Source organism: Streptomyces sp. NPDC041968 (genome assembly GCF_055589025.1).
On sequence record NZ_JBVJCB010000003.1, the window covers coordinates 465,515 to 485,692 of the forward strand.

19 protein-coding genes are annotated in these 20,178 nt (G+C 70.5%); 5 read left to right on the forward strand and 14 right to left on the reverse strand.

The window, feature by feature from the left end:
• Nucleotides 1-110 precede the first annotated feature (110 nt).
• The gene (gltX, locus tag ACZ6EG_RS10220; protein ID WP_469603540.1) at nt 111-1,484 is read left to right on the forward strand and encodes a glutamate--tRNA ligase; all 1,374 of its coding nucleotides are present in this window, start codon (nt 111-113) and stop codon (nt 1,482-1,484) included.
• 7 nt (nt 1,485-1,491) lie between these two features.
• Here the strand turns inward: gltX and ACZ6EG_RS10225 are convergent, their stop codons facing one another.
• From ACZ6EG_RS10225 to ACZ6EG_RS10265, 9 genes are all read right to left on the reverse strand, one after another.
• Entirely contained in the window at nt 1,492-2,478 is a 987-nt protein-coding gene (locus tag ACZ6EG_RS10225) for a glycosyltransferase (RefSeq protein WP_469603258.1), read from the reverse strand.
• Nucleotides 2,475-3,089 carry an HD domain-containing protein gene (locus ACZ6EG_RS10230; RefSeq protein WP_469603261.1) on the reverse strand — a complete coding sequence of 205 codons (615 nt, stop codon included), beginning with the start codon at nt 3,087-3,089 and terminating at the stop codon, nt 2,475-2,477. Before ACZ6EG_RS10230 ends, ACZ6EG_RS10225 begins: the two co-directional genes overlap by 4 nt.
• 5 nt (nt 3,090-3,094) lie before the next feature.
• Nucleotides 3,095-4,810 carry a carbamoyltransferase family protein gene (locus ACZ6EG_RS10235; protein ID WP_469603264.1) on the reverse strand — a complete coding sequence of 572 codons (1,716 nt, stop codon included), beginning with the start codon at nt 4,808-4,810 and terminating at the stop codon, nt 3,095-3,097.
• Nucleotides 4,811-4,827: 17 nt separating this feature from the next.
• The gene (locus ACZ6EG_RS10240) at nt 4,828-5,619 is read right to left on the reverse strand and encodes a radical SAM protein (protein ID WP_469603267.1); all 792 of its coding nucleotides are present in this window, start codon (nt 5,617-5,619) and stop codon (nt 4,828-4,830) included.
• A gap of 17 nt (nt 5,620-5,636) precedes the next feature.
• Nucleotides 5,637-6,668, reverse strand: coding sequence for a hypothetical protein (locus ACZ6EG_RS10245; RefSeq protein WP_469603270.1), 1,032 nt, complete (start codon nt 6,666-6,668; stop codon nt 5,637-5,639).
• A gap of 84 nt (nt 6,669-6,752) precedes the next feature.
• On the reverse strand, nt 6,753-7,862 hold the full coding sequence (locus ACZ6EG_RS10250) for a radical SAM protein (RefSeq protein WP_469603273.1): 1,110 nt from the start codon (nt 7,860-7,862) through the stop codon (nt 6,753-6,755).
• A gap of 3 nt (nt 7,863-7,865) precedes the next feature.
• On the reverse strand, nt 7,866-8,864 hold the full coding sequence (locus ACZ6EG_RS10255) for a D-2-hydroxyacid dehydrogenase (RefSeq protein ID WP_469603275.1): 999 nt from the start codon (nt 8,862-8,864) through the stop codon (nt 7,866-7,868).
• Entirely contained in the window at nt 8,861-10,171 is a 1,311-nt protein-coding gene (locus ACZ6EG_RS10260; protein ID WP_469603278.1) for a glycosyltransferase family 4 protein, read from the reverse strand. The genes ACZ6EG_RS10255 and ACZ6EG_RS10260 overlap by 4 nt, the downstream gene beginning before the upstream one ends.
• A gap of 44 nt (nt 10,172-10,215) precedes the next feature.
• Complete coding sequence (locus ACZ6EG_RS10265; RefSeq protein WP_469603281.1) at nt 10,216-10,698, reverse strand: ATP-binding protein; 483 nt, start codon at nt 10,696-10,698, stop codon at nt 10,216-10,218.
• A 245-nt stretch (nt 10,699-10,943) separates the two neighbouring features.
• Between ACZ6EG_RS10265 and ACZ6EG_RS10270 the strand changes: the two genes are divergently transcribed.
• Both ACZ6EG_RS10270 and ACZ6EG_RS10275 read left to right on the forward strand, forming a co-directional pair.
• Complete coding sequence (locus ACZ6EG_RS10270) at nt 10,944-12,389, forward strand: carph-isopro domain-containing protein (protein WP_469603284.1); 1,446 nt, start codon at nt 10,944-10,946, stop codon at nt 12,387-12,389.
• A gap of 10 nt (nt 12,390-12,399) precedes the next feature.
• Nucleotides 12,400-13,353: an FAD-dependent oxidoreductase gene (locus ACZ6EG_RS10275; protein ID WP_469603287.1), complete on the forward strand. Its 954-nt coding sequence runs from the start codon at nt 12,400-12,402 to the stop codon at nt 13,351-13,353.
• A gap of 48 nt (nt 13,354-13,401) precedes the next feature.
• Here ACZ6EG_RS10275 and ACZ6EG_RS10280 read toward each other — a convergent pair whose 3' ends face one another.
• Complete coding sequence (locus ACZ6EG_RS10280) at nt 13,402-14,106, reverse strand: nucleotidyltransferase domain-containing protein (protein ID WP_469603290.1); 705 nt, start codon at nt 14,104-14,106, stop codon at nt 13,402-13,404.
• A gap of 189 nt (nt 14,107-14,295) precedes the next feature.
• Between ACZ6EG_RS10280 and ACZ6EG_RS10285 the strand changes: the two genes are divergently transcribed.
• Both ACZ6EG_RS10285 and ACZ6EG_RS10290 read left to right on the forward strand, forming a co-directional pair.
• Nucleotides 14,296-14,649 (forward strand): SPDY domain-containing protein, encoded by a 354-nt coding sequence (locus ACZ6EG_RS10285; RefSeq protein ID WP_469603293.1) that lies wholly within the window; start codon nt 14,296-14,298, stop codon nt 14,647-14,649.
• Between the two features lie 68 nt (nt 14,650-14,717).
• Complete coding sequence (locus tag ACZ6EG_RS10290; RefSeq protein WP_469603543.1) at nt 14,718-15,539, forward strand: SPDY domain-containing protein; 822 nt, start codon at nt 14,718-14,720, stop codon at nt 15,537-15,539.
• Between the two features lie 254 nt (nt 15,540-15,793).
• Here the strand turns inward: ACZ6EG_RS10290 and ACZ6EG_RS10295 are convergent, their stop codons facing one another.
• From ACZ6EG_RS10295 to ACZ6EG_RS10310, 4 genes are all read right to left on the reverse strand, one after another.
• Nucleotides 15,794-16,174 carry a hypothetical protein gene (locus ACZ6EG_RS10295; protein WP_393807525.1) on the reverse strand — a complete coding sequence of 127 codons (381 nt, stop codon included), beginning with the start codon at nt 16,172-16,174 and terminating at the stop codon, nt 15,794-15,796.
• 103 nt (nt 16,175-16,277) lie between these two features.
• A complete protein-coding gene (locus ACZ6EG_RS10300; protein ID WP_469603296.1) occupies nt 16,278-18,014 on the reverse strand; it encodes a relaxase/mobilization nuclease domain-containing protein in 1,737 nt (578 codons plus the stop codon).
• Entirely contained in the window at nt 18,011-18,403 is a 393-nt protein-coding gene (locus tag ACZ6EG_RS10305) for a plasmid mobilization protein (protein WP_469603299.1), read from the reverse strand. Before ACZ6EG_RS10305 ends, ACZ6EG_RS10300 begins: the two co-directional genes overlap by 4 nt.
• Nucleotides 18,404-18,721: 318 nt before the next feature.
• Complete coding sequence (locus ACZ6EG_RS10310; RefSeq protein WP_469603546.1) at nt 18,722-20,008, reverse strand: hypothetical protein; 1,287 nt, start codon at nt 20,006-20,008, stop codon at nt 18,722-18,724.
• Nucleotides 20,009-20,178: the final 170 nt, after the last annotated feature.

A 20,178-nucleotide genomic window follows, 5' to 3' on the forward strand; every position in this document is an offset into this window, starting at 1 on the left:
GTCGGTGTGGGGACAGGGCGAGTGGTCCGGGGTACAGGTCCCGCGTCGGTACCCTGGAGCGCATGTCTACTGCCCCGGTTCGCGTTCGTTTCGCCCCGTCCCCGACCGGCATGTTCCATGTCGGTGGTGCACGGTCCGCTCTCTACAACTGGGCGGTGGCACGACAGTCCGGCGGCAGGTTCGTCCTGCGGATCGAGGACACCGACGCGGCTCGGAACAAGCCGGAGTGGACCGAGGGCATCATCAGCGCGCTCGCGGCGATCGGCATCCATGGCGAGGACCCGGCCTTCGAGGGGCCGTACTTCCAGTCGCACAACGCCGACCGGCACCGGGAAGCGGCTCAGCAGCTCTTCGCGGCCGGCCGGGCGTACTACTGCGACTGCACCCGGGAGCAGCTGAAGGAGCGCACGGGGTCGGAGCACCTCGGGTACGACGGGTTCTGCCGGGACCGGGGGCTGGCCTTCGAGGAGGGGCGGGCGCTGCGGTTCCGGACGCCGGACGAGGGTGAGACCGTCGTGGTCGACCTGGTCCGCGGGGAGCCGGCGTTCCCGAACAGCGCGATCGAGGACTTCGTGATCGCCCGCGGCGACGGGTCCCCGGTCTTTCTGATCGCCAACGTCGTGGACGACCTGGATGAGGGAATCACGCAGGTCATCCGTGGTGAGGAGCACCTGTCGAACACGCCGAAGCAGCAGCTGCTGTGGGAGGCGCTCGGTGCCAAGCCGCCCGTGTGGGCGCACCTGCCGGTGATCGTGAACGAGAAGCGGCAGAAGCTGTCGAAGCGCCGGGACAAGGTGGCGCTGGAGGACTACCTCGCGGAGGGCTTCCTGCCCGAGGCGATGGTGAACTACCTCATGCTGCTCGGCTGGGGCCCGGGTGGCGACCGGGAGATCAGGCCGTACGAGGAGCTGGAGCAGCTTTTCCGGATCGAGGACGTCAACACCGCCCCGGCCTTCTTCGACGTGAAGAAGCTGACGGCGTTCAACGGCGAGTACATCCGCGCTCTGTCACCGGAGCAGTTCGCCGCCGCCTGCGCGCCGTGGCTCGTTGCCCCCTACGCGCCGTGGCGGCCGGAGGCGTTCGACAAGGACGTCTTCGAGGCGGCGGCTTCCCTTGCACAGACCCGGCTGGCGTTGCTTTCCGAGATCACCAGCTATGTGGACTTCCTGTTCCTCGACGAGCCGGTCGAGGACGAGGCGTCGTGGAACAAGGCGATGAAGGCGGGCGCCGGCGACATCCTGTCTGACGCCCGCGCCGAGCTGGCCGACGTCGCGGACTGGAAGGCGGACGAACTGAAGGCCGTTCTGCTCGCCGTCGGGGAGAAGCACGGGCTGAAGCTGGGCAAGGCCCAGGCGCCCATCCGGGTCGCGGTCACCGGCCGGACGATCGGACTCCCGCTGTTCGAGTCCATGGAGCTGCTCGGCCGGGACCGCGTGCTGGCCCGTCTGGACGCCGCCAGCAAGAAGCTGGCCGCGCAGGCTTAGCCGCTGGTCAGGCGACCTGCGCCAGGAGGTTGCCCCACGCGTCGCCGAAGTAGTTCAGGTCGAACCGGGCCAGGGCCTCGTACGCGGCCTTGGCCTCGGTGTGGCGTGCCGCCGCGCGCTGCCGGACCTGTGCCGGGAGGCGGCGGAGGTCCAGGGCCGGCTGGCCAGCCAGCGCGGCGAGGTCGCCCAGGCCGGCCACCGGGCGGATGAGGCAGGGCAGGCCGAGGAGTAAAGCCTCGGCGGCGCAGCGGCTCCAGCCCTCCCGCATCCGCGGGAGGAAGACACCGACGTCACAGGCGCGCAGCAGACGCAGGTACCGCTCGCGCTCGACGTCGTAGTGCGCGCTGTCGAGGCCGATGGTGTTGCTGCCGCTGGTGATCACCTGCAGACCGGGAACGCCAGCCAGGGCTGCCGAGACCTCCTCGGTCCCCTTCCAGTGCACGGCCTTGCCCACGTAGACGCCGATCACGTCAGGTGGCAGGCCGAACTCGGCGCGGCACTCGGCCCGGTCGTAACCGCGTGCCTGCTCTACTTCGGCCATGTCGAAGGCGTTGTAGATCACCCGTACGTTGCGGACGCCTCGGGCGCGAAGCTGGTCGGCCCAGTACGGGGCGACGCACACCACGGCGGCGCACTGCGGCAGAACGCGGAACAGCCTCTCCCAGAGCATGACCTCGATGGGGGCGGAGTCGTGTTGGAGCGGTTCGTAGTGGTGCAGGAGGAACACCGTGCGGGCGCGCATCTCGGGTGTGAACAGCAGCAGGCTCAGGTCGTCCCACACGAAGGTGCCGGTGGTGCCGTGCAGCGCCCGTATGGAAGGGGCCAGGCGGGCGAGGTGGCGGAGCTTGCGCCAGCGGCGGACCCGGTAGGTCCGCTTGTGGTCCGGGACGGTGCGCCATTCCACGTCGTCGGCCGTCACCTCGTGGAGCATCCGTAGGTAGACCCGGCCGCCGGTCCGGCCGACCGGCTCCATCGAGTAGACGACCCGTTTCACGGACGTACCTCCTGTATGTGGTGGACGTACTCGGCGTGCAGTCGCGCGTGCATGGTCTCCAGATGGGGGCCGAGGTCGCGGGCGGCGTCGGCGAGGGGGAGGTGGAAATCGCCCAAGGTCTGGAGGAACCGTCGGCGCCGGTCGAGGTTCGGGGACGCGGCGAGGTCGCGCAGGTTGTGCAGGCGGTCGGCAAGCCGGACGAGGAGGTCCTCGGGCGGGAGCGCGGCCTGCTTCGCGCGCCAGCGGGTCTCGTCGCCGACGGACTTCGTGCGCTGTTCGAGGCGGTGGTCGGCCGTCATGGCACGCAGGCGGGCGGTGAACGGGCCGCCGAGGTGATGGACGAGCAGTGCCTCCGACTCAGGGGCCACCTCCAAGGCGTCATGAAGGAGGGCGAGGAGGAGGGTCACCGGGCGGCGGACGCCGATCTCCGTTCGCAGGAGCCTGACGACGGCCAGCGGGTGCTCCAGGTATGGCGTGCCCTGGTCGCGGGTGTGGCCGTCGTAGACCGTGAGCGCGAGGCCGGCGGCCACGCGGGCGCGGGGCTGCTCGTCCGGGCTCCACGCGGCGGTACCGAGCACGGTCAGGACGTGGTCGAGGTCGATGGGGTCCATCCGCCTCACCTCGTACGAAGGGACGCGGCACGGGGGTCGGGGACGTGATCGACGAGCAGCAGGGTGTCCCCGACGGCGAGGGCGTCAAGGCGTAGGTCCACCGCCGCAGCCACGGCTTGCTCAGCGGTCCGCAGGATCGGGGCGCCTTTGCGGTTGAAGGATGTGTTCAGCAGCAGCGGCAGTCCGGTGAGGTCGCGGAAATGCTCAAGGAGATCGCGCAGGCCCTGATGGTCGGCGGCGACGGACTGGACGCGGGCGGTGCCGTCGTGGTGGGTGACCGCCGCGACTCGGTCGGCTCGGCACCGTCGGACTGTGGCGACGCGGTTCATGAAGGGGTCGCCAGCCGACATAAACCATTCCGTGGCGTGCTCGGCGAGGACGGCCGGCGCGAACGGGCGGTACGCGGCTCGCTTTTTGATCGCGTTGAGTCGGTCCCTCGTGGCGGCGTGACCGGGGTGAGCGAGGACCGAGCGATGGCCGAGGGCACGCGGCCCGAATTCGAGCTGTCCCTGCACCCAGCCGACGATGCGGTGCTCGGCGAGCAGTGCCGCCACTGTGGGTGCCAGTTCGGGCCCGAGGTGGGGAAAGGCGTGATAGGCGGGCGGCACTGTTGTCATTGGCAGCGCGCCTGGGTTGGGTCCCCACGCCGCGTCGGTGGGAACCGGCAGGCGTTCCTGCCCGAGCTGGTAGTGCCAGCCGTAGAGCGCGGCGCCCACGGCTGTGCCGGCGTCGTGCGGGGCCGGTGCGACGAAGAGGGTGTCAAAGCCGCTGTCGGCGGCCAGCTGGCCGTTGAGGTGGGAGTTCAGGGCGCATCCGCCCGAGAACACCAACGCTGAGGCCCGAGTGAGTCGTTGCAGGTGGCGGGCGATGTGGACGACCGATTCGGTGAAGACCTCCTGGACGGCGGCGGCCAGGTCGGCACGCTTGTGTTCCGGCTGTTCCGCGACGTTGTCGGCGGTCCACGCCCGTCCATCCAGGAGCAGCGGTGTGCTGCTGTCCGCGGAACCCCACGGGTGGTCGATGCGGACCTCGCCTTCGTCGCCGAGCCGGACCAGTTCGCGGATGTGTGTTCCGTAGCGCTGGGGATCGCCGAAGGCCGCGAGCGCCATCATGCTGCCCTCGGGCTCGTCGCCGGGTGGGATCACCCGCCGGGCGAGGTTCCGGTAGAAGTGCCCGAGGGAGGAGTGGACGCGCCGGGGTCCGACCGGGCCCGGCACGACGGCGGGCATGCCCTGGTAGAGGCGGTCGATGCGATCGGGCCACAGGTCGTACCCCGTGATGCGCTCCCGGCCCGGGCCGAAGTCGGAGCCCAGTGAGGAGCCGCCGGCGTCGATGACGAGGCCCGCGGCGTGCTCGTGCCCGGAGAGCAGGTAGCCGGAGAGCACGTGGGCCGTGTGGTGGGAGAGGAGGCGGAGGTGTTCGCCGAGCGGGGCGGGCAGGAGGGCGGCGAGTTCCTCCCGCTCCTCGGCCAGCCACCAGCCGGCCGCGGGGTTGGGACGCATGGAGGCCGCCCAGACGGCGTCCACGTCCTCCGTTTCGATGCCGGCGGCCTCCAGGCACCACTGGAGTGCGCGGGTCGGGGCGGTGAGCGTGCCCTTGCGGGTGGGGTGGTTGTGCTTGACGCCGCTCCAGCGCTCCTCCTCGGCGGCGTAGATGCGGCCGTCGACGACTAACGCGGCGGCCGTATCGTGGTGGAAGTTCAGTCCGAGGACTGCGGGCATGGTGGTGTACCTCCCGGTCAGACGGTGAGGGCGGGGACGAGTGCGGCACCGGAGTCGGTGTACTCGTGGCAGCGCAGGCAGAACCGGAAGTGGTGCGCGCGCGGCGCGAACACTTTGGCCGCGAAGTCCTCGTCCCAGATGCTGAACTCGCTGTCGTCCTTCGCCATGGCGTTGAAGCAGCGGTAGCAGGACCCGTCCATCTCGATCATCAGGTGCTGGTCGAGGTAGCGGTCGCAGAGGCCGCGCAGCTCGTTCGCCGGCTGGCCCACGTCGACGTGGTGCACGTGGTTGGTGACATGAATGGCGCCGTACTGCTCACACAGCGCCCCGAGCTGCGTGAGCCGTGTGGAACTGATGCCTTCCAGGACACTGTTGACGACCACGGTCTTGCCGGCTTCGCGGAGGCGGGGCACGACGGCGTGCACCTCGTCGTAGTTCCCGTGTTCGTCGTCGCAGCCGATGAGGATCTGGTCGTAGGAGCGGAGGGTCGCCTCCATGATCGGCTGGTTGCGGGCCAGCGTGATGGCGTTCGTACCCAGGACCATGACCTTGTCCGGCAGTCGCGAGCGGGCGGCGTCGCTGAGTGCCGGGAAGTCCCGGTGCACGGTGGGTTCGCCGCCGTTGATGTGCAGCTGCTGGAAGGGGATGGTCTCCAGCCGGGTCAGGATGGTGGAGAACAGATCCAGGGACATGTTCTCGCCCTGGGCGCCGTCGGCGAAGATGCAGAAGTCGCAGTGCCGGTTGCACTTCGTGGTGATCTTGACCTTGGCCGTTTTGAGGGTGCGGGGCACCGGCGCACGCGGGGTCATTGGCGAGACTCCTTGGGTCAGAGGTGGACGTCGTCGGGTGTGAAGCTGAGGAACTCCTGGACGGTGGTCTTCTGCCGGTGCCAGCGCGCGAGGGCTGCGCGCAGGATGTCGGCGCTGGTGGGCCCAGTGGGGATCAGCGCCGCCATCCGAGCGGCCAGCCGCTGGGCGGCAGTCGCCTCGTCTGCCGCGAGCACGGTCAGCGTTCGCGCGGCGGAGCGGAGTTCCTTCGCCTCCCGCCGGATCAGGTACTCGGTCGCCACGCCGGGCGGCGGATCGAGGTAGTACAGCCAGCGGGCGACGCGTACACGGAGCATGCCGGCCGTCATCGCCCAGTCAGTACGAGCGTGCTCATGCCCCTGGCCGTTTGGGTGGCCCTCGTCAGGAACGCGGCGCATGGCCGCCTCCAGGGCGACATGGGCCGCGCGGAGCAGGTGGCGCGGGCTCCGCGGTCGGACATCGGAGCGGTTCTCTGAGTGCCGGAGGAACAGCTCGGCGTATCCGTCCAGTCCATCCGGCCGCCACTGGGTGAGGGCCGCCGTCTTTCCGGGGCAGCGGGTACGGGTCGCGAGTGCGGCGGCGGCGAACCAGCACGGGGCGAGGTAGTGCCAGGCCACGCAGTGGCGTCGGTACGCGGCGATGTCCTCGACCACGTTGTCCGTGCTGTCCGCAGCCAGCTGGTATCGGCCGCCCATCCGAGCCTGGAGGATCCCCCGATAGAACCGCTCATCGACCTCGCACCAGGGCGCCATCTGGGCCCGGGACTTCCAGCGCTGGAAGTCCCGGGCACTGCCGCTGATCAGTGACCAGGTCGCGAGTTCGGGCGCGGAGACGAGTCGCCCGTCCGCTTCGGTAACGGTGAACGCGAAGCCGGGCGGGTGCTCCAGGAGACGTCGATGGACGACTTCCCGGTCGACTGCGGTGGCGTGTGCGGCGGCCAGGCGGTGGTTCCACTCTTCCCAGTCGGCGGGGGCCTGGGGAAGGAGGACGCGTACGTCGATGTCGGAGTGCGGAGCCAGCAGGTCGGCCGGTTGCCACTTGTGGGTGAGCATCACGGCCCCGACGCCGTGAGCGTCCAGCTCGCGTTCGTACAGAGCGCCGCTCCTGGTAGAGAGGCGGCGCGTCGACCACGATCATCACCGCTCCCCGGTGGAGGCGCGGGCGCAGGAGGGGCCGGCCGCTCCCGTGGGGAGGACGGGGAGCAGGGGTAGGACCGGTGTGCCTTCGGGGCGCTCCATCCGGTCCCAGCGCAGGTCGTAGTCGACGTAGTGGAAGCCCTGCCAGGCGTCGTTGGTGTTGCGGTCCAGCATGGCCTGGAAGAGGTGGGCGAACGCGTCGCCGAGGGTGCCGTCGGCGAGGTGGCACTTCAGGGGGATGTCGCGGTTGTGCAGGATGCAGGGCCGCGCCACTCCGGTGGGCGTGATTTTGATCCGGTTGGCGTCGGAGCAGGTGGCGCAGCTGGAGTTGGAGATGAAGCCGATCGACCCGGCCCAGCCGTCGGGACGGAGGTACTGCCCGGGACTGCGGACGCCCAGCTGGTCCCGGGGGACTTCACCGGCGTTCGCGAACCACTCGTGGAGACGGTCGCGGACCTCTGCCTCGGTGATGAACTCGGTGTCGAAGAGCGCCTGGGCGGGGCCGATGTTCTGGAGTTCGATCAGGCGGACGGCGATGGGCAGGTCGCGGGCGAGTTCGGCCACGGCGAAGGCGTCGTCCAGGTAGGTGCGCTGAAGAACGCAGTTGATCTTCACTCGCAGGCCGAGGGAGAGGGCGGCGTCGAGGGTGCTCCGGGTGGTGCGCGGGTCGCCGCCGCCCATGATCGCGGCGGACCGCGCCGGGTCGAGGCTGTGGAGGCTGAGGTTGAGGTAGGTCAGGCCGGCGTCGTGGAGCTGGTCGACGCTCAGCCCCCGGCGCAGGTTGCCGTGGCTGGTCATGCCGATCGCGGCGTCGGGCCCGAGGCCGTCGGCGAGCCCCGCGATGACGTCGAGGATGTCGGCTCGGAGGGTCGGTTCACCGCCGGAGCAGTGCGCCTTCCTGATCTCCCAGGCCCCGGCCTCGGTGGCGATGGCCGCGTAGTCGGAGGCGGTCAGGGGCCGGTCCTTGTGCCCGTAGTCCGGCATGCACCGGGGCTTGCAGAACACGCAGTCCAGGTTGCACAGCGAGTTCAGGGTGAAGGCCAGGTAGGGGTGGTTGCGGCCTGCGGCGGCGAAGGCGGCGGCCAGGTCGTCGTGGTCTGCGGTGGGCATTGGTCAGCCTCCTACGAGCGGAGAGCGGGTGGCGGGCGCCTCGGCCAGGCCGTTGAGGGGCTGGCCCGAGAGATAGCGGTGCAGGTTGTCGGCGAAGAACGCCACCGCCTCGTCCATGTACGCGCGGCAGAACACCGAGCTTTTCGGGGTGAGTACGACCCGGGGGTGGAGCCGCAGCGGATGGCGGGCGGGCAGCGGTTTCGGATCGAACACGTCCAGGGCCGCGCCGCGCAGGTGGCCGGTGTCGAGGGAGGCCAGGAGGGCCGACTGGTCGACGGTTGCCGAGCGGCCGAGGTTGAGGAAGAGAGAGCGGGGCTTGCACGCCGAGAAGAGGTTGTGGTCGAAGTAGCGATCCGTCGCCGAGGTTGCGGGCAGCAGATTGACCACTACGTCGGCGATGGACACCGCCTGGTGCACCGCCGTCGTGTGCACCCATGTGATCCCGCCCTCGGAAGCCGCAGGTGGTGTCCGGCGCACTCCGATGACGTTCATGCCGAAGGCCCGAGCGGCGTGGGCGAGGTGGCGTCCGACGCTGCCGCAGCCGACGATGGCCATCGTCGCCCCCGCCAGGTCGAAGAACTCCTCGGCCAGGTCGTCCTTCCACCAGGCACGGTTCCGCTGGACGCGCTGGCTGATGAACAGCCCGCGGGAGAAGCCCAGGACCAGGCCCATGGCGTGCTCGGCCATGGGCCTGCCGTGGAAGCCGTAGGAGCGGGTCAGGGCTACCCCGACGGAGTGCGCCTCGGCGACGGGCAGATGGTCGGTGCCGGCGGCCGGGGAAGCGATCCACTTCAGATGTGGCGCGGCGAACAGCCACGAGGGGGCGAATCGCCACCCGAAGTAGACGTGTGCGTCGGCCAGCTGGTGCGGCACGGCCTCCTCGGTCGCCCTGCGGAACTCGAGGCCGGGGAAGGCGGCGGACAGCGCACGCTCGTGCTCGGAGGACAGGCGCCAGAAGGCGTGCGGGGACTCCAGGCCGATCAGCACCACCGGCTGGTTCATCGCGCGCGGCCCTCCGCGGTGGCTGACCGCGCCAGCGCCCAAGGGGCGACGCGGTCCATGACGGAACCGACGCTGGCCTCGTAGTCGTGGCGGGAGCGAACCAGGGCCGCCCCGGCGCTCCGGAGCCGATCGCGTTCTCGGGGCAGGACGGTCAGGGCCCGGTGCAGGGCGGACGCCAGGGACCTGGGGTCCTGCGGTGCGGCCGTGAAGCCGGTCTCGCCGTCGATGACGGTCTGAGCCAGGCCGCCGGCTGTGGTCGCGACCACCGGGCCCGCACCGGCTGCGAACGCCTCCAGGGGTATCCGGCCGAAGGGCTCCTCGCGAGAGGGAACGATGACCGCGCGCAGGGCCGGGCTGTGCAGCCAGGCACGGATCGCGGGGGTGAAGCGAGTGATCAGAGTCACGTCCAGGCCGTGCGCGCGGATGTGTGCCGCCAGGTCCTGCTGGTACGAGGAGAGATGCTGGTGTTCCTCCGAGGTCACGGCAGCCAGCACCAGGTGAGGGACGGGGACCCCGCGTTCCTTCAGCAGGCGCAACGCCTCCAGGAGGTCTTCGAAGCCTTTCGTCGGGACTGCGCGGCCCATGGCGAGAAGGAACCCGGCGCGGGCCTTGAAAGGCAGCGGCAGAGCCGTGGCCGACCTGACCATCTCCTCACGGATCAGCCCGTTAGGGATGCTCACGATGCTCGACCGAGGGACGGCGTAGTTGACGACGAGGTGGCCTCGCATGTGCGAGGAGATAGCCCCGACGCGCCCACCTCGGAGTGTCGCCGCCCGCAGGGCGTCCCGCTCCCAGCGGACGCGGGAGACATCCTTGGGCCGCGTCAGCGCGGTCGTGGAGCGGGGCACGAGCAGCAGGTCCGTGGCCGGCGACGCGTAGGGCGCGAGCCCGAGGAACGGGATGTCGAGGCCGACGAGGAGGCACCGGCTCGCCCGCGCGGCGATGCGCATGGCCGCCTCGCCCGCCAGGTCGCACAGCTGAACCGAGCCGCGGACCGAGTCCGGCGGCGCGTTGACCTTCGGGATTGTGATGACCTCGGCTGCGGCCTGTCGCAGCATCTGCCGCACCTCGCCGGCCCACCGCTGATCGTGCGCTCCCGCGGTCTCGGGCACGTGCGGGGTGATCACTGAGAGGCGGCCTGTCGGCAAGAGCCGGGCCAGTGCCGTGAGGAAGGCGCGGTTGCTGAAGCCGGTGCCCGACTCCGCGCGGTAGAAGCCCTCGTGGAGAGCGACGACGACCCTGGGCTGGCGAGCGGCCTCCGGCACAGCCGTGAGTGAGGGTGGGGAAGTCGCATGGTCGATGCGCACTGTGTGGTGCCTCCTTGGAGGACGGGTTTGGGCAGGCGTGGACATCAGGCGCCGGCGGACGAAGAGCGCGGCCTGTGGACGAGTCGGCACCAGGCACGAGAGCCGTGGGCGCCAGTGGTCAGCGACCAGGCGTCGGCCAAGGCATCGACGATGACCAGTCCCCGTCCTGATTCGGCCTGCTCGTCGGGAGTGGCAGGAGAAGCGGGTGCGGGTCGGGAACAGCCGCCGTCGGTGACGGTGATCTCGACCTCCAGGCCGCCGCTGGCCAGACTCCTGCGGTCAACGCACAGAACCAACGGAGGACTGCCCGAGACGAAGGCGTTCGTCGCGAGCTCCGATCCGATCAGGCGGGCATCGGCAAGTACGTCCGTCTCCGTGCCGCGCAGCGCCAGCGTCACGGCGCACCGGGCGACCTCGGCCGCTTCCGGTCCGTACGGCAGATCCGTGATCAGGGTGGTCGTGCCGTCTCCAGCGACAAGCCCGCGTCCGGGGGCGGAGGTTGGTCGTCCGGCGTCACGGTCCAGCACACCGCCCGGTCGACCTGGGGAGGTGCTCGTGTGCTGTCTCAAGGCCCACCTCTTTCTCCGTCGGCTCGGAAGACGGGCGCCTCCGCCGGGATCCAAGAACACAGGAGAGGGACGGTCAGACAGGACCCGATCAGTGGGTCAACTCGGTCAACTTCCATGCAGCGGTGGTGAATCGTCCGTCCAGGGGCATCACCATGGGGCCCGCGAAGTGATGGACGAACCACTGGAGCGAAGGGCGGTCGCACGTGGCACCGCAGACAGGCGAGCCCAATGTCGTACTGGCGGGGTGCCTCGACGAACTCGGGTGGAGCCCGAAGGCGCTCGCTCGCAAGCTCAACCGAGTGTTCGGCGCGGGGACGGTGGCCGAGTCGGCGCCGTACCACTGGCGGGACGCCGGCTCCCTGCCGCGCTCGCCATTGCCGATGATGGCCGCCTACGTGCTCTCCCAGGAGCTGGGTAGGAATGTCTCGGTGGCCGAACTCTGGCAGGGCCGTGTGGGCGACTCGTCAGCGCTCGTCGCCGCGGACACGGATCTCGCGCGACCCTGGACCGTGCAGGGCATGGAGGCGATCGTGGAGGACTGGGTGATGGGAGGGCTCGTCGACCGGCGCCGGTTCCTCGCGATCTCGGGCGCGGGACTCCTCGCGATCGTCGCCCAGTACCTCGACGGCACCGCGGGACGCGGTCAGTACACGCCCCGAATGACATCGTCGCTCGGCACCGATCCGCTCGTGGACCAGGTCGAGCAGCACCTTCCCATGCTCCAGTTGCTCGATGACGAGCACGGAGGGGCACGTCATCTGCCCTACGTCGGAGCACAGTTCCGGGCCGTCGGGCTGCTGATTCGCGAAGGCGGCCACTCTCCGGCTGTCGCGAGCCGTCTGATCCGCGCGCTCGCGGAGATCGGCCAGCTGGCCGGCTGGATGGCCTTCGACGCGGCCGATCACGGACTGGCGCAGCGCTACTTCGTCACGGCGCTCCGGGCCGCGCATCAGGTAAACGATCTTCCCCTGTGTGCCCACATCCTGGGCGACCTCTCCTTCCAGGCGGCGAGTCGAGGACACCCCGCGGACGCCATCGCCCTCGGAGAGGCCGCCCGCCGTGCGAGTGACGCCGCCCCGCTGGCCGTCCGGGCGTCAGTCCTGTCCCGGCTCGCCTACGCGTACGCCGCCGCCGGCCGTGACAACGACTTCGCCTACACTCGTGGCGCTGCCCGCGAACTGATCGCAAGCCGGGACGGCGGCCAAGAAGAGCCCCGCTGGATGTACTTCCTCACCGACAACCACCTGGACTGTCAGGCCGGTTACGGCCTCATCCAGATGGGTCGTGCACAGCAGAAGGCGGAGAGCGGAAAGAAGAGCCGCCGCTTCCTCGCCCAAGGGACCGAGATGCTCAGATCCGGGGCGTACGACGTCCCGCGCGGCGACCCCAGCCAGCGCCGAGCCATGTTCGAGGGAGCCTGGCTGGCCCTGGGCCACAGCGCCCACGGAGACCTGGAGGCAGCCTGCGAGATCGGCCAGATCGCTGCCGACCGCCTCGATGTCGTCCGCTCGCCTCGCAGCGCGGCGCTGCTCCATCAGCTTGCCGCCGACCTCCGCCGCCGACAGCGCAACCCTCACGTGCGCGGCTTCCTGCCAGCCCTGGAGGACGCCCTCGCCCAACACGCCCCATCGACGCAACCCGGCCGTTAGGGTCAGGGCCATGACCGCAGGGGAGCGCGTTGTCGTTGTCGGGGCTGGGGTGGCTGGGCTCACCACGGCCGTTGTTCTCTCCGAGGCCGGGGCTTCGGTGCACGTGATCGCCGAGCAGGTGCCGGGGGTCACGTCGCTGGCGGCCGGGGCGATGTGGGGACCTTACCTGGTCGAGCCGAAGGACAAGGTCGACCAGTGGGGACAACGGTCCCTGGAGATCTTCCGCGAGCTGGCCCAGGACCCGGCGACGGGCGTCCGGCTCACCAGTGGCATCGAGGCGTCCCGCACGGCCGAGGCCGCGCCGGACTGGGCCACCACTTTGCCGGGTTTCCGACCGTGCGAGCGGGCCGAACTTCCGGCCGGGTTCACGGCGGGTTACCGGTTCACCGTGCCACTGATCGACATGCCCACCTACCTCGACTACCTCCTGCGCCGGCTCCGCGATGCCGGGGGTGTGGTCGAGCGGCGACGGCTGACCTCGCTATCGGACGCCGGTCCGGCTTCGGTGATCGTCAACTGCGCGGGCCTCGGGGCACGCGACCTGGTTCCGGACCCTGACCTCCGGCCTATCCGCGGCCAGCACGTCGTGGTCACCAACCCCGGGCTGACCGAGTTCTTCTCCGAGGACACCGGCCTCTCGCCCGATCTGCTGTGCTTCTATCCTCACGGCGACACCGTCGTCCTGGGCGGCACTGCGATCGACGGCGAGGGCGATCTGGCCCCCGATGACAAGGCGGCGGCCGGTATCCTCGCCCGCTGTGCCGAGGTCGAGCCCCGACTCGCCCAGGCCCGTGTCCTGGAGCACCGGGTCGGCGCTCGACCGACCCGCGCCACGGTCCGTGTGGAGGAAGAGGTGGGGGAGGACGGCACCGTGGTCGTGCACAACTACGGGCACGGAGGTGCTGGCGTCACGCTGTCGTGGGGGTGCGCCGAGGAGACTCGGGGTTTGCTGTCGATCGCGTGATCTGCACGTGGAGGAAGAGACGTTGCGACGTCTGCGGCGCGGGATCGCTCAGGGCGCCCCGACACGCTTGTAGCCGAACCACAACCGGCCACCGGTCTGCCCGAGCACCTCGTCCACGACGGCCACGAGGGTCTCGACTCTCCCGTCCAGTACCTCCTGTAGGCCGTGGTGGAGGCGGGTGCTGAGCCCTGGCGCGGTTGTCTCAAGGCGGCGTGCCAGCCACTTCCCACCGCCACCCCACGAACCGCCAACGGCCAGTGCCAGCTCACCGGTGCGTCGCACCAGTTCGGTCGCGACGAACAGGCGCTCGCTCTGGTCGTCGCTTCCCGCGAGGTCGTCGAGGAGGTCGGTGATCGCGTAGCGGCGGTCGTCGATCTCTTCCGACGACACCGGGGGTGGTCCGGCGGCGGTCAGCTTCCGGGCCTGTGCGGCGAGGCGGGCTCCGAGTCCATCGGTGTCGAAGAGCAGCAGTCCGTCGGCACACATCCACAGCAGCGGTGACCGGCGCTTGCGCAGCTCCCTTTCGACGTAGGCGTGCCACGTCGCCTCGGTGTGAACGAACATCTCCACTGGCCAGCCGGCGTACTGGAGGCTCGCCCGATAAGGGGCTGGGGCACCGTGGAGCAGCACCACGAGGTCCAGGTCCGACGTCGCCGTGCGTCGGCCTGTCACGACGCTGCCGCCCAGGAAAGCGGCGCGCGCTTCGGGGTGATGTTCCGCTACGACAGCGCGTGCGGCCTCGATAGCATCCATGCGGCAACTATCAGCACGGCCCCCGCCGCGCGCACGCTCTTTCTCTGTGCGACTGCGATGTCTCGCCCTCTGCGTCTCAGTTCGCCGGGGGCAGACAGCAAAGATCCAGGAATGACTGGCCAACGCGGCAGCGGCATGTGAACCTGGACGACCTTCTTGCAAAGCACCAGGTCAAAGAGGTGATTGCCTGTGACTGCGGCGTCCTCGGGTCCCGGATTCTCCACCACTGTCGAGGCCCTGCGGCTGCGTCAGTGGCGGCTCGGCCCAGGGCAGGCCACGCTCGTGATGGATCAGTTCTCCGCCGACGACTTCCACCTCGTCGTCGACGACCGCGCGGACGTGCACGTCAACTCGAAGGATGGGCGCTTCTATCTTGGATGGTTCCCCCTCGGGCGCCCTGGCACCGACGGCGAGGGGTGGAAGATCGCCGTTACCGGGACGGCCAAGGTGCGCGGCTACCAGATGTCCTTCGACATCGAGACGCCGGCCGATGTCGTCGCCGCCGCTGTTGCTCGCGTACTGGAGACGTCCCCGCAGCTGTGACTGCCAGAGGCTCCAGCCCCTCGGGCACCCTCGACGTCCGCGCTAGCGGCATCAAAATCACCAAGCTCTTGGAGGGGTACCTGCATCCCGACTTCCCGATCGGCCCACCCAGCCCGACGAACGTCCCGTCCGCGTACTGGGTCGGTCCACGGCACCTGGCCGGTGACGACGGGCGCCTGTACGACGCTGTCGCCGATACGCTCGCCGGCCTCGGCTGGACGAGCCTGACGATCGTCCGCGGGCGCCAGCAGCCGGACGAGGCGCTGGAGGACCGACAGGTCTTGCGCAGCACCGTCCTGCACATCAGCCCCGACTCCCTGCGGTGGGCGCAGTGGGTCTTGCCGGACGAGCCGTTCCACCTGGGGAACCTGCCGATCGCCTGGCAGGTGTCCGCTCGTTCGGATCCGAGCAGCCCGCTCGCCCAGTGGTCGGCCTACTTCACCCCCGAGGTCCCCGGAGAGGTCCTTGGCACCTTCCTCGCCGCGCTCAACGCCCGCGATCAGCCGGCCATGCCGCCCGGTGGCCCCGAGCTGGTCCTCGACGCGGTTACGGCGCACGGGTGGCTGCGTGACGTAGACCAGCCCGGCACGGGAGCGGTGGACCCGACGTTCGCCTCCCACGTCCGCCTCGGCGAGGTGCCGCCCCTCATCCAGGATGGCGCCCCACTCGCGCTGGTGGTCGAGGCGGACGAGGCGGCCCTGGCCGGGTGGCAGGCGTGGGCGGAGCCGGTGCTCGGAGCGGGCTACCTGTGGGCGGCGTCCTTCGGCCCCAGCGTGCCGCACGACCTCGTCGCCGCCTTCGCCGATTCCCTCAGTTCCAGCGCACCGGTGCTGCGTCGGGTGGTGCCGGAGAGCACCCATGACCGGCTCCTGCGCGCTCCAGCCGGCTGAGGGCCATCCAACACATAGAAGCCGGGCCTCCCCTCGGGGAGGCCCGGCCTCATGCTGCTGTGCCCTGGTCGGCGTCCTCGTGCGTCACGGTCTGAGTTGTTGAGAGCGGTCCGCCTCCACGCCTGGTGCTTCGTTCGGCGTGACGAGTCCTACCGGCTATCGCATGGGACGCACACGCCTCTGTGTCAGATGCCAGATCGGTCTTTGGAGCCGGTCACCAGCGCGTTGGGTACGTATCGGCGCGGGGTCCAGGGTCAGAAGGCGTAGGGGGTGAAGGGGCGGATTGGGTCGACGATGAGCCCGAGGAGGCGATCGAGCTCGGCTCGCTCGTCCTCATTCATGAGCTCGACGGCGTTGCCGAGCCTCTTCACGTCGAGTCGCTCCCAGAACGGGGCCAGGAACTGGTCGAGGGCATCCGGAGCTTCGTCCATCGTGCGCCGGTAGTCCGCGTATCGCTTGTGCTGCGTCCTAATCTCGTCGAACTCGGCGCGAGTGGCCCTGCGGAGGAGGCGCAGCTCGTCTTTACTGAACGGGCGCCCGTCGAGGTGGTACCACTTGCTGGTCTCACGCTGGCGCTCGACGTCCGTGTCGCACAGCAGGACGACGATCTCCGGTCGGGCTTGGGTCTTGGGCATGCGGGTGCTCCTCATGGGAGTGGGTGAGTGGAGGCATCAATGGTCCGGAGGATCGCCGTTTTGCCCAACCGGCGATCGTCGGCTATGTTGCACCGCTTTCCGGTCAGCGGCGGCTGGAATGGTTCACAGTGCCCTGCGTCAGCGGCGTGCTGGGCGCCGAGGGCCCTTGGCGTCCACTGCCTCGGGCGGGCGTCTCGTGGGAGCTTTCGGGTAGGGCGGGCAGGTGGGCGCTGCGGCGCAGGCGCCAGACGAGGACGTCGCTGATGGAGGTGGCGGTGTCGACCTCGCGCCGCCGGGCAGCGTCAGCCAGCAGAGCTGCCGGGTCGTGGCCGGCCTTCCGGGCGTCGTCGAGGGTGGTGGCCAGGGCAGGCCAGCCGGCCTCGGCCTGGATCCGTTCGGCAAGCTCCGGTAGCACGTGGCGAACAAGGTCGGCCTGCCGCTGCCGGACGCGCGGGGCCAGGCGCTGGCCTCGCTGGCCTAGTGCGGCCATGGGCTCACCGGCGGCGGCCTGGTAGGCGGCGCGCAGATGTTCGGCGGCTTGTCGGGCGGCTGCGGCCTGCTGGCTGTGGTGCTTCTTGGCGTGCCAGTTCGCCGCGGCGGTGGCGAGGAAGAAGGCCATGTCGATGAGCATGGCGGTGGTGGCGCCGTCTTCCCCTCGGCCGAGGGCGGGCCCGCTGTGGACGAGATCGCGGGCGGCCTGGCGCAGGGCCCGGTCATGCCCGCGTACGGCCCTCACGTGGGAGCGGCTGGCCCGCTCGAACGCGAAGGCCGCCTCGCGGAGTTCAGCGCGGGTGTGGGCGGCGGACGTTTTCGCGAGCGCGTCGAGGATCTCCCCCGCCGCGGCTATCTGGGCGGCTGCCGTGCCGTCGTCGCCGTGGTCGATGATCAGCAGGGCCTGCCAGGTGGCTGCGGTGGCCCGGCGCCGCGCGAACGCGGGGCCGGTCACGTCCGGCAGGGCTGGCTGCGCCGGCCCGGAGCCGTCGTCCGCCGAAGCAGCGTCCGCGGGAAGCGTCCAGCGTTCGCGGACGCGGGGCAGGGACAGATCGGAGGCGAGTTTCGAACCGGAGTAGAAGACCGGCTCACCGTCCTTGTTGCGGTCGTCGGGCAGGGCGACCTTGTATCCGAGCAGGTCGCCGGAGGGCGCGACGCGCTTGCGGATCAGCAGACCGGCGGCGGCCAGGCGGTCGAAGAACTCCTCCGTGGACGCGGTGCCGGCGACGGCGCGGCGCACGGTCTCGCGCAGTTCCTCACGCGCAGTGCGCTTGCGGCCTTCCCGTTGGGCTTTGTGGCGTTCGGCGCTGGTGGGCCGCTGGGCGGCGGTGCCGTCGCCGGTGTGGAGGCGGCGCAGCCCATAGTCGGTCTCGATCTTGCGGGCTTCGGCCTGGGAGCGTCTGCCGTCCTGGCGGAGACGGGCTTGGCGGCCGTCCTCGCGGACGATGGTGGCGATGATGTGGATGTGGTCGTCGGCGTGCCGGACGGCCGCCCAGCGGCAGGCGGCGTCGTCGCCGTCGGGGGCGATACCGGTGGCGGCGACCATCCTGCGCGCTATCTCGCCCCACTGCTCGTCCGACAGGATCGGGTCTTCCGGTGCGGCGCGTACCGACAGGTGCCACACGTGCTCGGCGGGCCGCCGGCTCTCGGGCAGGGCCATGACCGGCTGGTCGAGCAGCCGCTGGAGATCGCCGTACGTGGCGTCGGGGTCTCGGCCGGGGTCGGGGGCAAGGCCATCCCAGGCGGCCACCAGGTGCGGGTCGATGTGCTCCTCGTGCGTGCCGGGCCCGTACAGGTAGTGGAGCAGACCGATGGTGCGCGTGCCCGTGGTGTGGACACGCGGGATCACGCAGCCGCCTGGTTGTCCAGGTGCTGCTGGGTGAAGGCGTCGACCCGCTTGGCGGCACGCTGGACGGCGGCGAGGACGGCCGCGGCCTGCGGGGCGTCGGCTCCGGAGTTCAGCGCTTTGGCTACCTGGTTGAGGTTGTTGCCGATCTGCCCGAGGTGCCGCCGCAGCGCGAACAGCTCTTGCAGCATCTCTTTCTCATCCGCGATGTTCGCGGCGGTGCGGTTGAGGTCGCGGGCAGCGTTGAGAGCCGCGCGGGCAAGGAACCCGGCGACGCTCATACGGCACTCGGCGGCTGCGCGGACGAGGAGTTGGTACTCGTCGTGGTTCATGCGGCAGCTGGGCTGGCGCACACGCTTCTTCTCGTCGCGCAGACGCTCACGCTGCTGCACACGGGGCTTCGGCGAAGAGGCGTGAGCACAGTCGGTGCTGTGGCACGTGCGCGGTTCTTCCCTCTCAGGATGCGATCCGCCCTCGGTCGCATCCTCAACGATCGGCGTCTCCCGGTGCCGATCCGCTACTGCCACTCCCGGGGCGGGAGAGGCAGGAGCATTGCTCCCGACGGGAGCAATGCTCCTGCACCAACTTGCTCCCAATGGGGCAAGGGTGATCAGTAGGGATTCCTCGTGGGGCATGGGGTCTTCGTGGTGCGGGGCGTGCATGGGGCCCTTCGGGTCGGGGTCTGGTTGGGAGTGCTGGTGCTGTGGGGATCAGCGGGGTGGATGGCCGGCTGCGGCTTTGAGCTGGGCCTTGAACTCGCGGACGACTCGTCCGACGCCGTCGCTGGAGGCGGTGTAGCCGGCGGCGCGCAGGGCGTCCTCGACCCGGTCGCGTCCGACGCTGCCGGTCTCCTCGTGGATGCGGCGAGCGTGCTTGAGGATGACCTTGTCGGAGGCACGGGCTTTGCCGGCGTCGCGCTTCTTCCGGGCAGCCGGTTTTCGCTCGTGCCTGCCCGAAGGGCTGCCCGGGTGGTTGCCCGTGAGCGCCCGGCTGTCTTCAGTTTCTGCCCGTGCGGGCAGCCTGGGCTCCGGGCGGGCAGGCTGCGGGCGGGCAGCCGGAGGGACCTCGTCGTCACCCGGTGACGGGTGTGGTCGGGCAGTTTCCTCTGCCCGCGGCAGTGCTTCCGGGCGTGCGGAGCGAGGGCGGCTTTGCCCGGATGAACGGACGGGCTTGGAGGCCGGGACCTCCCAGCGCGGCGGCAGCGTGATGGAGGCGAGACCGAGGGCCTGCTTGCGGGTGGCGAGCTTGCGCAGCAGCAGCTCGTCCTGGAGCGGATCCCCGTCGACGCCGGCCCGCTCCAGGGCCTCGTGCAGGCGTTCTGCCAGGCGTCGTTGCCGCCGCTTGCCGCGCTGCTGGTCGGTTATCGACTCGGCGCGCAGGATGAGGGCGACGGCTTCGCTCAGCGCGCGCTCGCGGATGAGGCGGGCGGCGTCGGCGTCCTGGTCGGCGATGCCGAGGCGAGCCAGGAGGCGTTCGCGTGCCTGGCGGACGAGGACGGCGGCCAGGCCGCGTGAGGCGGCGTCGGGGGCGCGGTGGCGCAGCTCGATGCCCATGGCCAGGTGCCACAGCATCGCGGCCATGACCGGGCCGACGAAGGCTCGCACGCTACCACCGACCGGCCCGGACTCGGCGTAGGCGGGCAGGATCTGCACTGCGGTGATGACCCAGGTGAGGGTGCCGGGCAGGCCGGGTGCCTGCTTCGGGCCCTTGAGGTTCTGCCGGGCCATCAGGGCGGTGGCGAACAGGGCCAGCTCGGCGGCGGCGAACATCGCGACGCGCTCGGCGGTGCCGCCCATGTCGAGGTAGTCGGCGGCGAACCGCCAGCTGGTGTCCGCGCTGTAGGCGGTGCAGCCGAGCGCGGCCATGGCCGCGACGGGCACCGCGACGGTCCCGCGCCAGCGTTTGCTGCCGGGCGGCCGGCGGCGCTGCTGGCGAATCAGCCATCCGGCGAGCAGGCCCAGCAGCACGAGAGAGATGAGGAGCGCCAGGGTCGTCACCGGGGAGGTGACCCAGTCCGGGCGGAGCGGCGTGCCGCTGTTCCGGGTGGCCAGGGAAACGAGGGTCAGAGAAGGCAGGAGGGCCTCCAAGGTGTAGAGGAACCGGGGAGGGCCGGACGATCACGGCGGAGCGTTGAGCGGTCCTGCCGCGCGGGCCGGCGCAGGCCAGG

What these genes read in the sequence shown, in the direction of transcription:
- ACZ6EG_RS10235 (WP_469603264.1), bottom strand. Translation starts at nt 4,810, where the DNA reads ATGCCCGCAGTCCTCGGACTGAACTTCCACCACGATACGGCCGCCGCG.
- gltX (WP_469603540.1), top strand. Translation starts at nt 111, where the DNA reads ATGTTCCATGTCGGTGGTGCACGGTCCGCTCTCTACAACTGGGCGGTG.
- ACZ6EG_RS10245 (WP_469603270.1), bottom strand. Translation starts at nt 6,668, where the DNA reads ATGCTCACCCACAAGTGGCAACCGGCCGACCTGCTGGCTCCGCACTCC.
- ACZ6EG_RS10240 (WP_469603267.1), bottom strand. Translation starts at nt 5,619, where the DNA reads ATGACCCCGCGTGCGCCGGTGCCCCGCACCCTCAAAACGGCCAAGGTC.
- ACZ6EG_RS10250 (WP_469603273.1), bottom strand. Translation starts at nt 7,862, where the DNA reads ATGCCCACCGCAGACCACGACGACCTGGCCGCCGCCTTCGCCGCCGCA.
- ACZ6EG_RS10275 (WP_469603287.1), top strand. Translation starts at nt 12,400, where the DNA reads ATGACCGCAGGGGAGCGCGTTGTCGTTGTCGGGGCTGGGGTGGCTGGG.
- ACZ6EG_RS10230 (WP_469603261.1), bottom strand. Translation starts at nt 3,089, where the DNA reads ATGGACCCCATCGACCTCGACCACGTCCTGACCGTGCTCGGTACCGCC.
- ACZ6EG_RS10280 (WP_469603290.1), bottom strand. Translation starts at nt 14,106, where the DNA reads ATGGATGCTATCGAGGCCGCACGCGCTGTCGTAGCGGAACATCACCCC.
- ACZ6EG_RS10255 (WP_469603275.1), bottom strand. Translation starts at nt 8,864, where the DNA reads ATGAACCAGCCGGTGGTGCTGATCGGCCTGGAGTCCCCGCACGCCTTC.
- ACZ6EG_RS10295 (WP_393807525.1), bottom strand. Translation starts at nt 16,174, where the DNA reads ATGCCCAAGACCCAAGCCCGACCGGAGATCGTCGTCCTGCTGTGCGAC.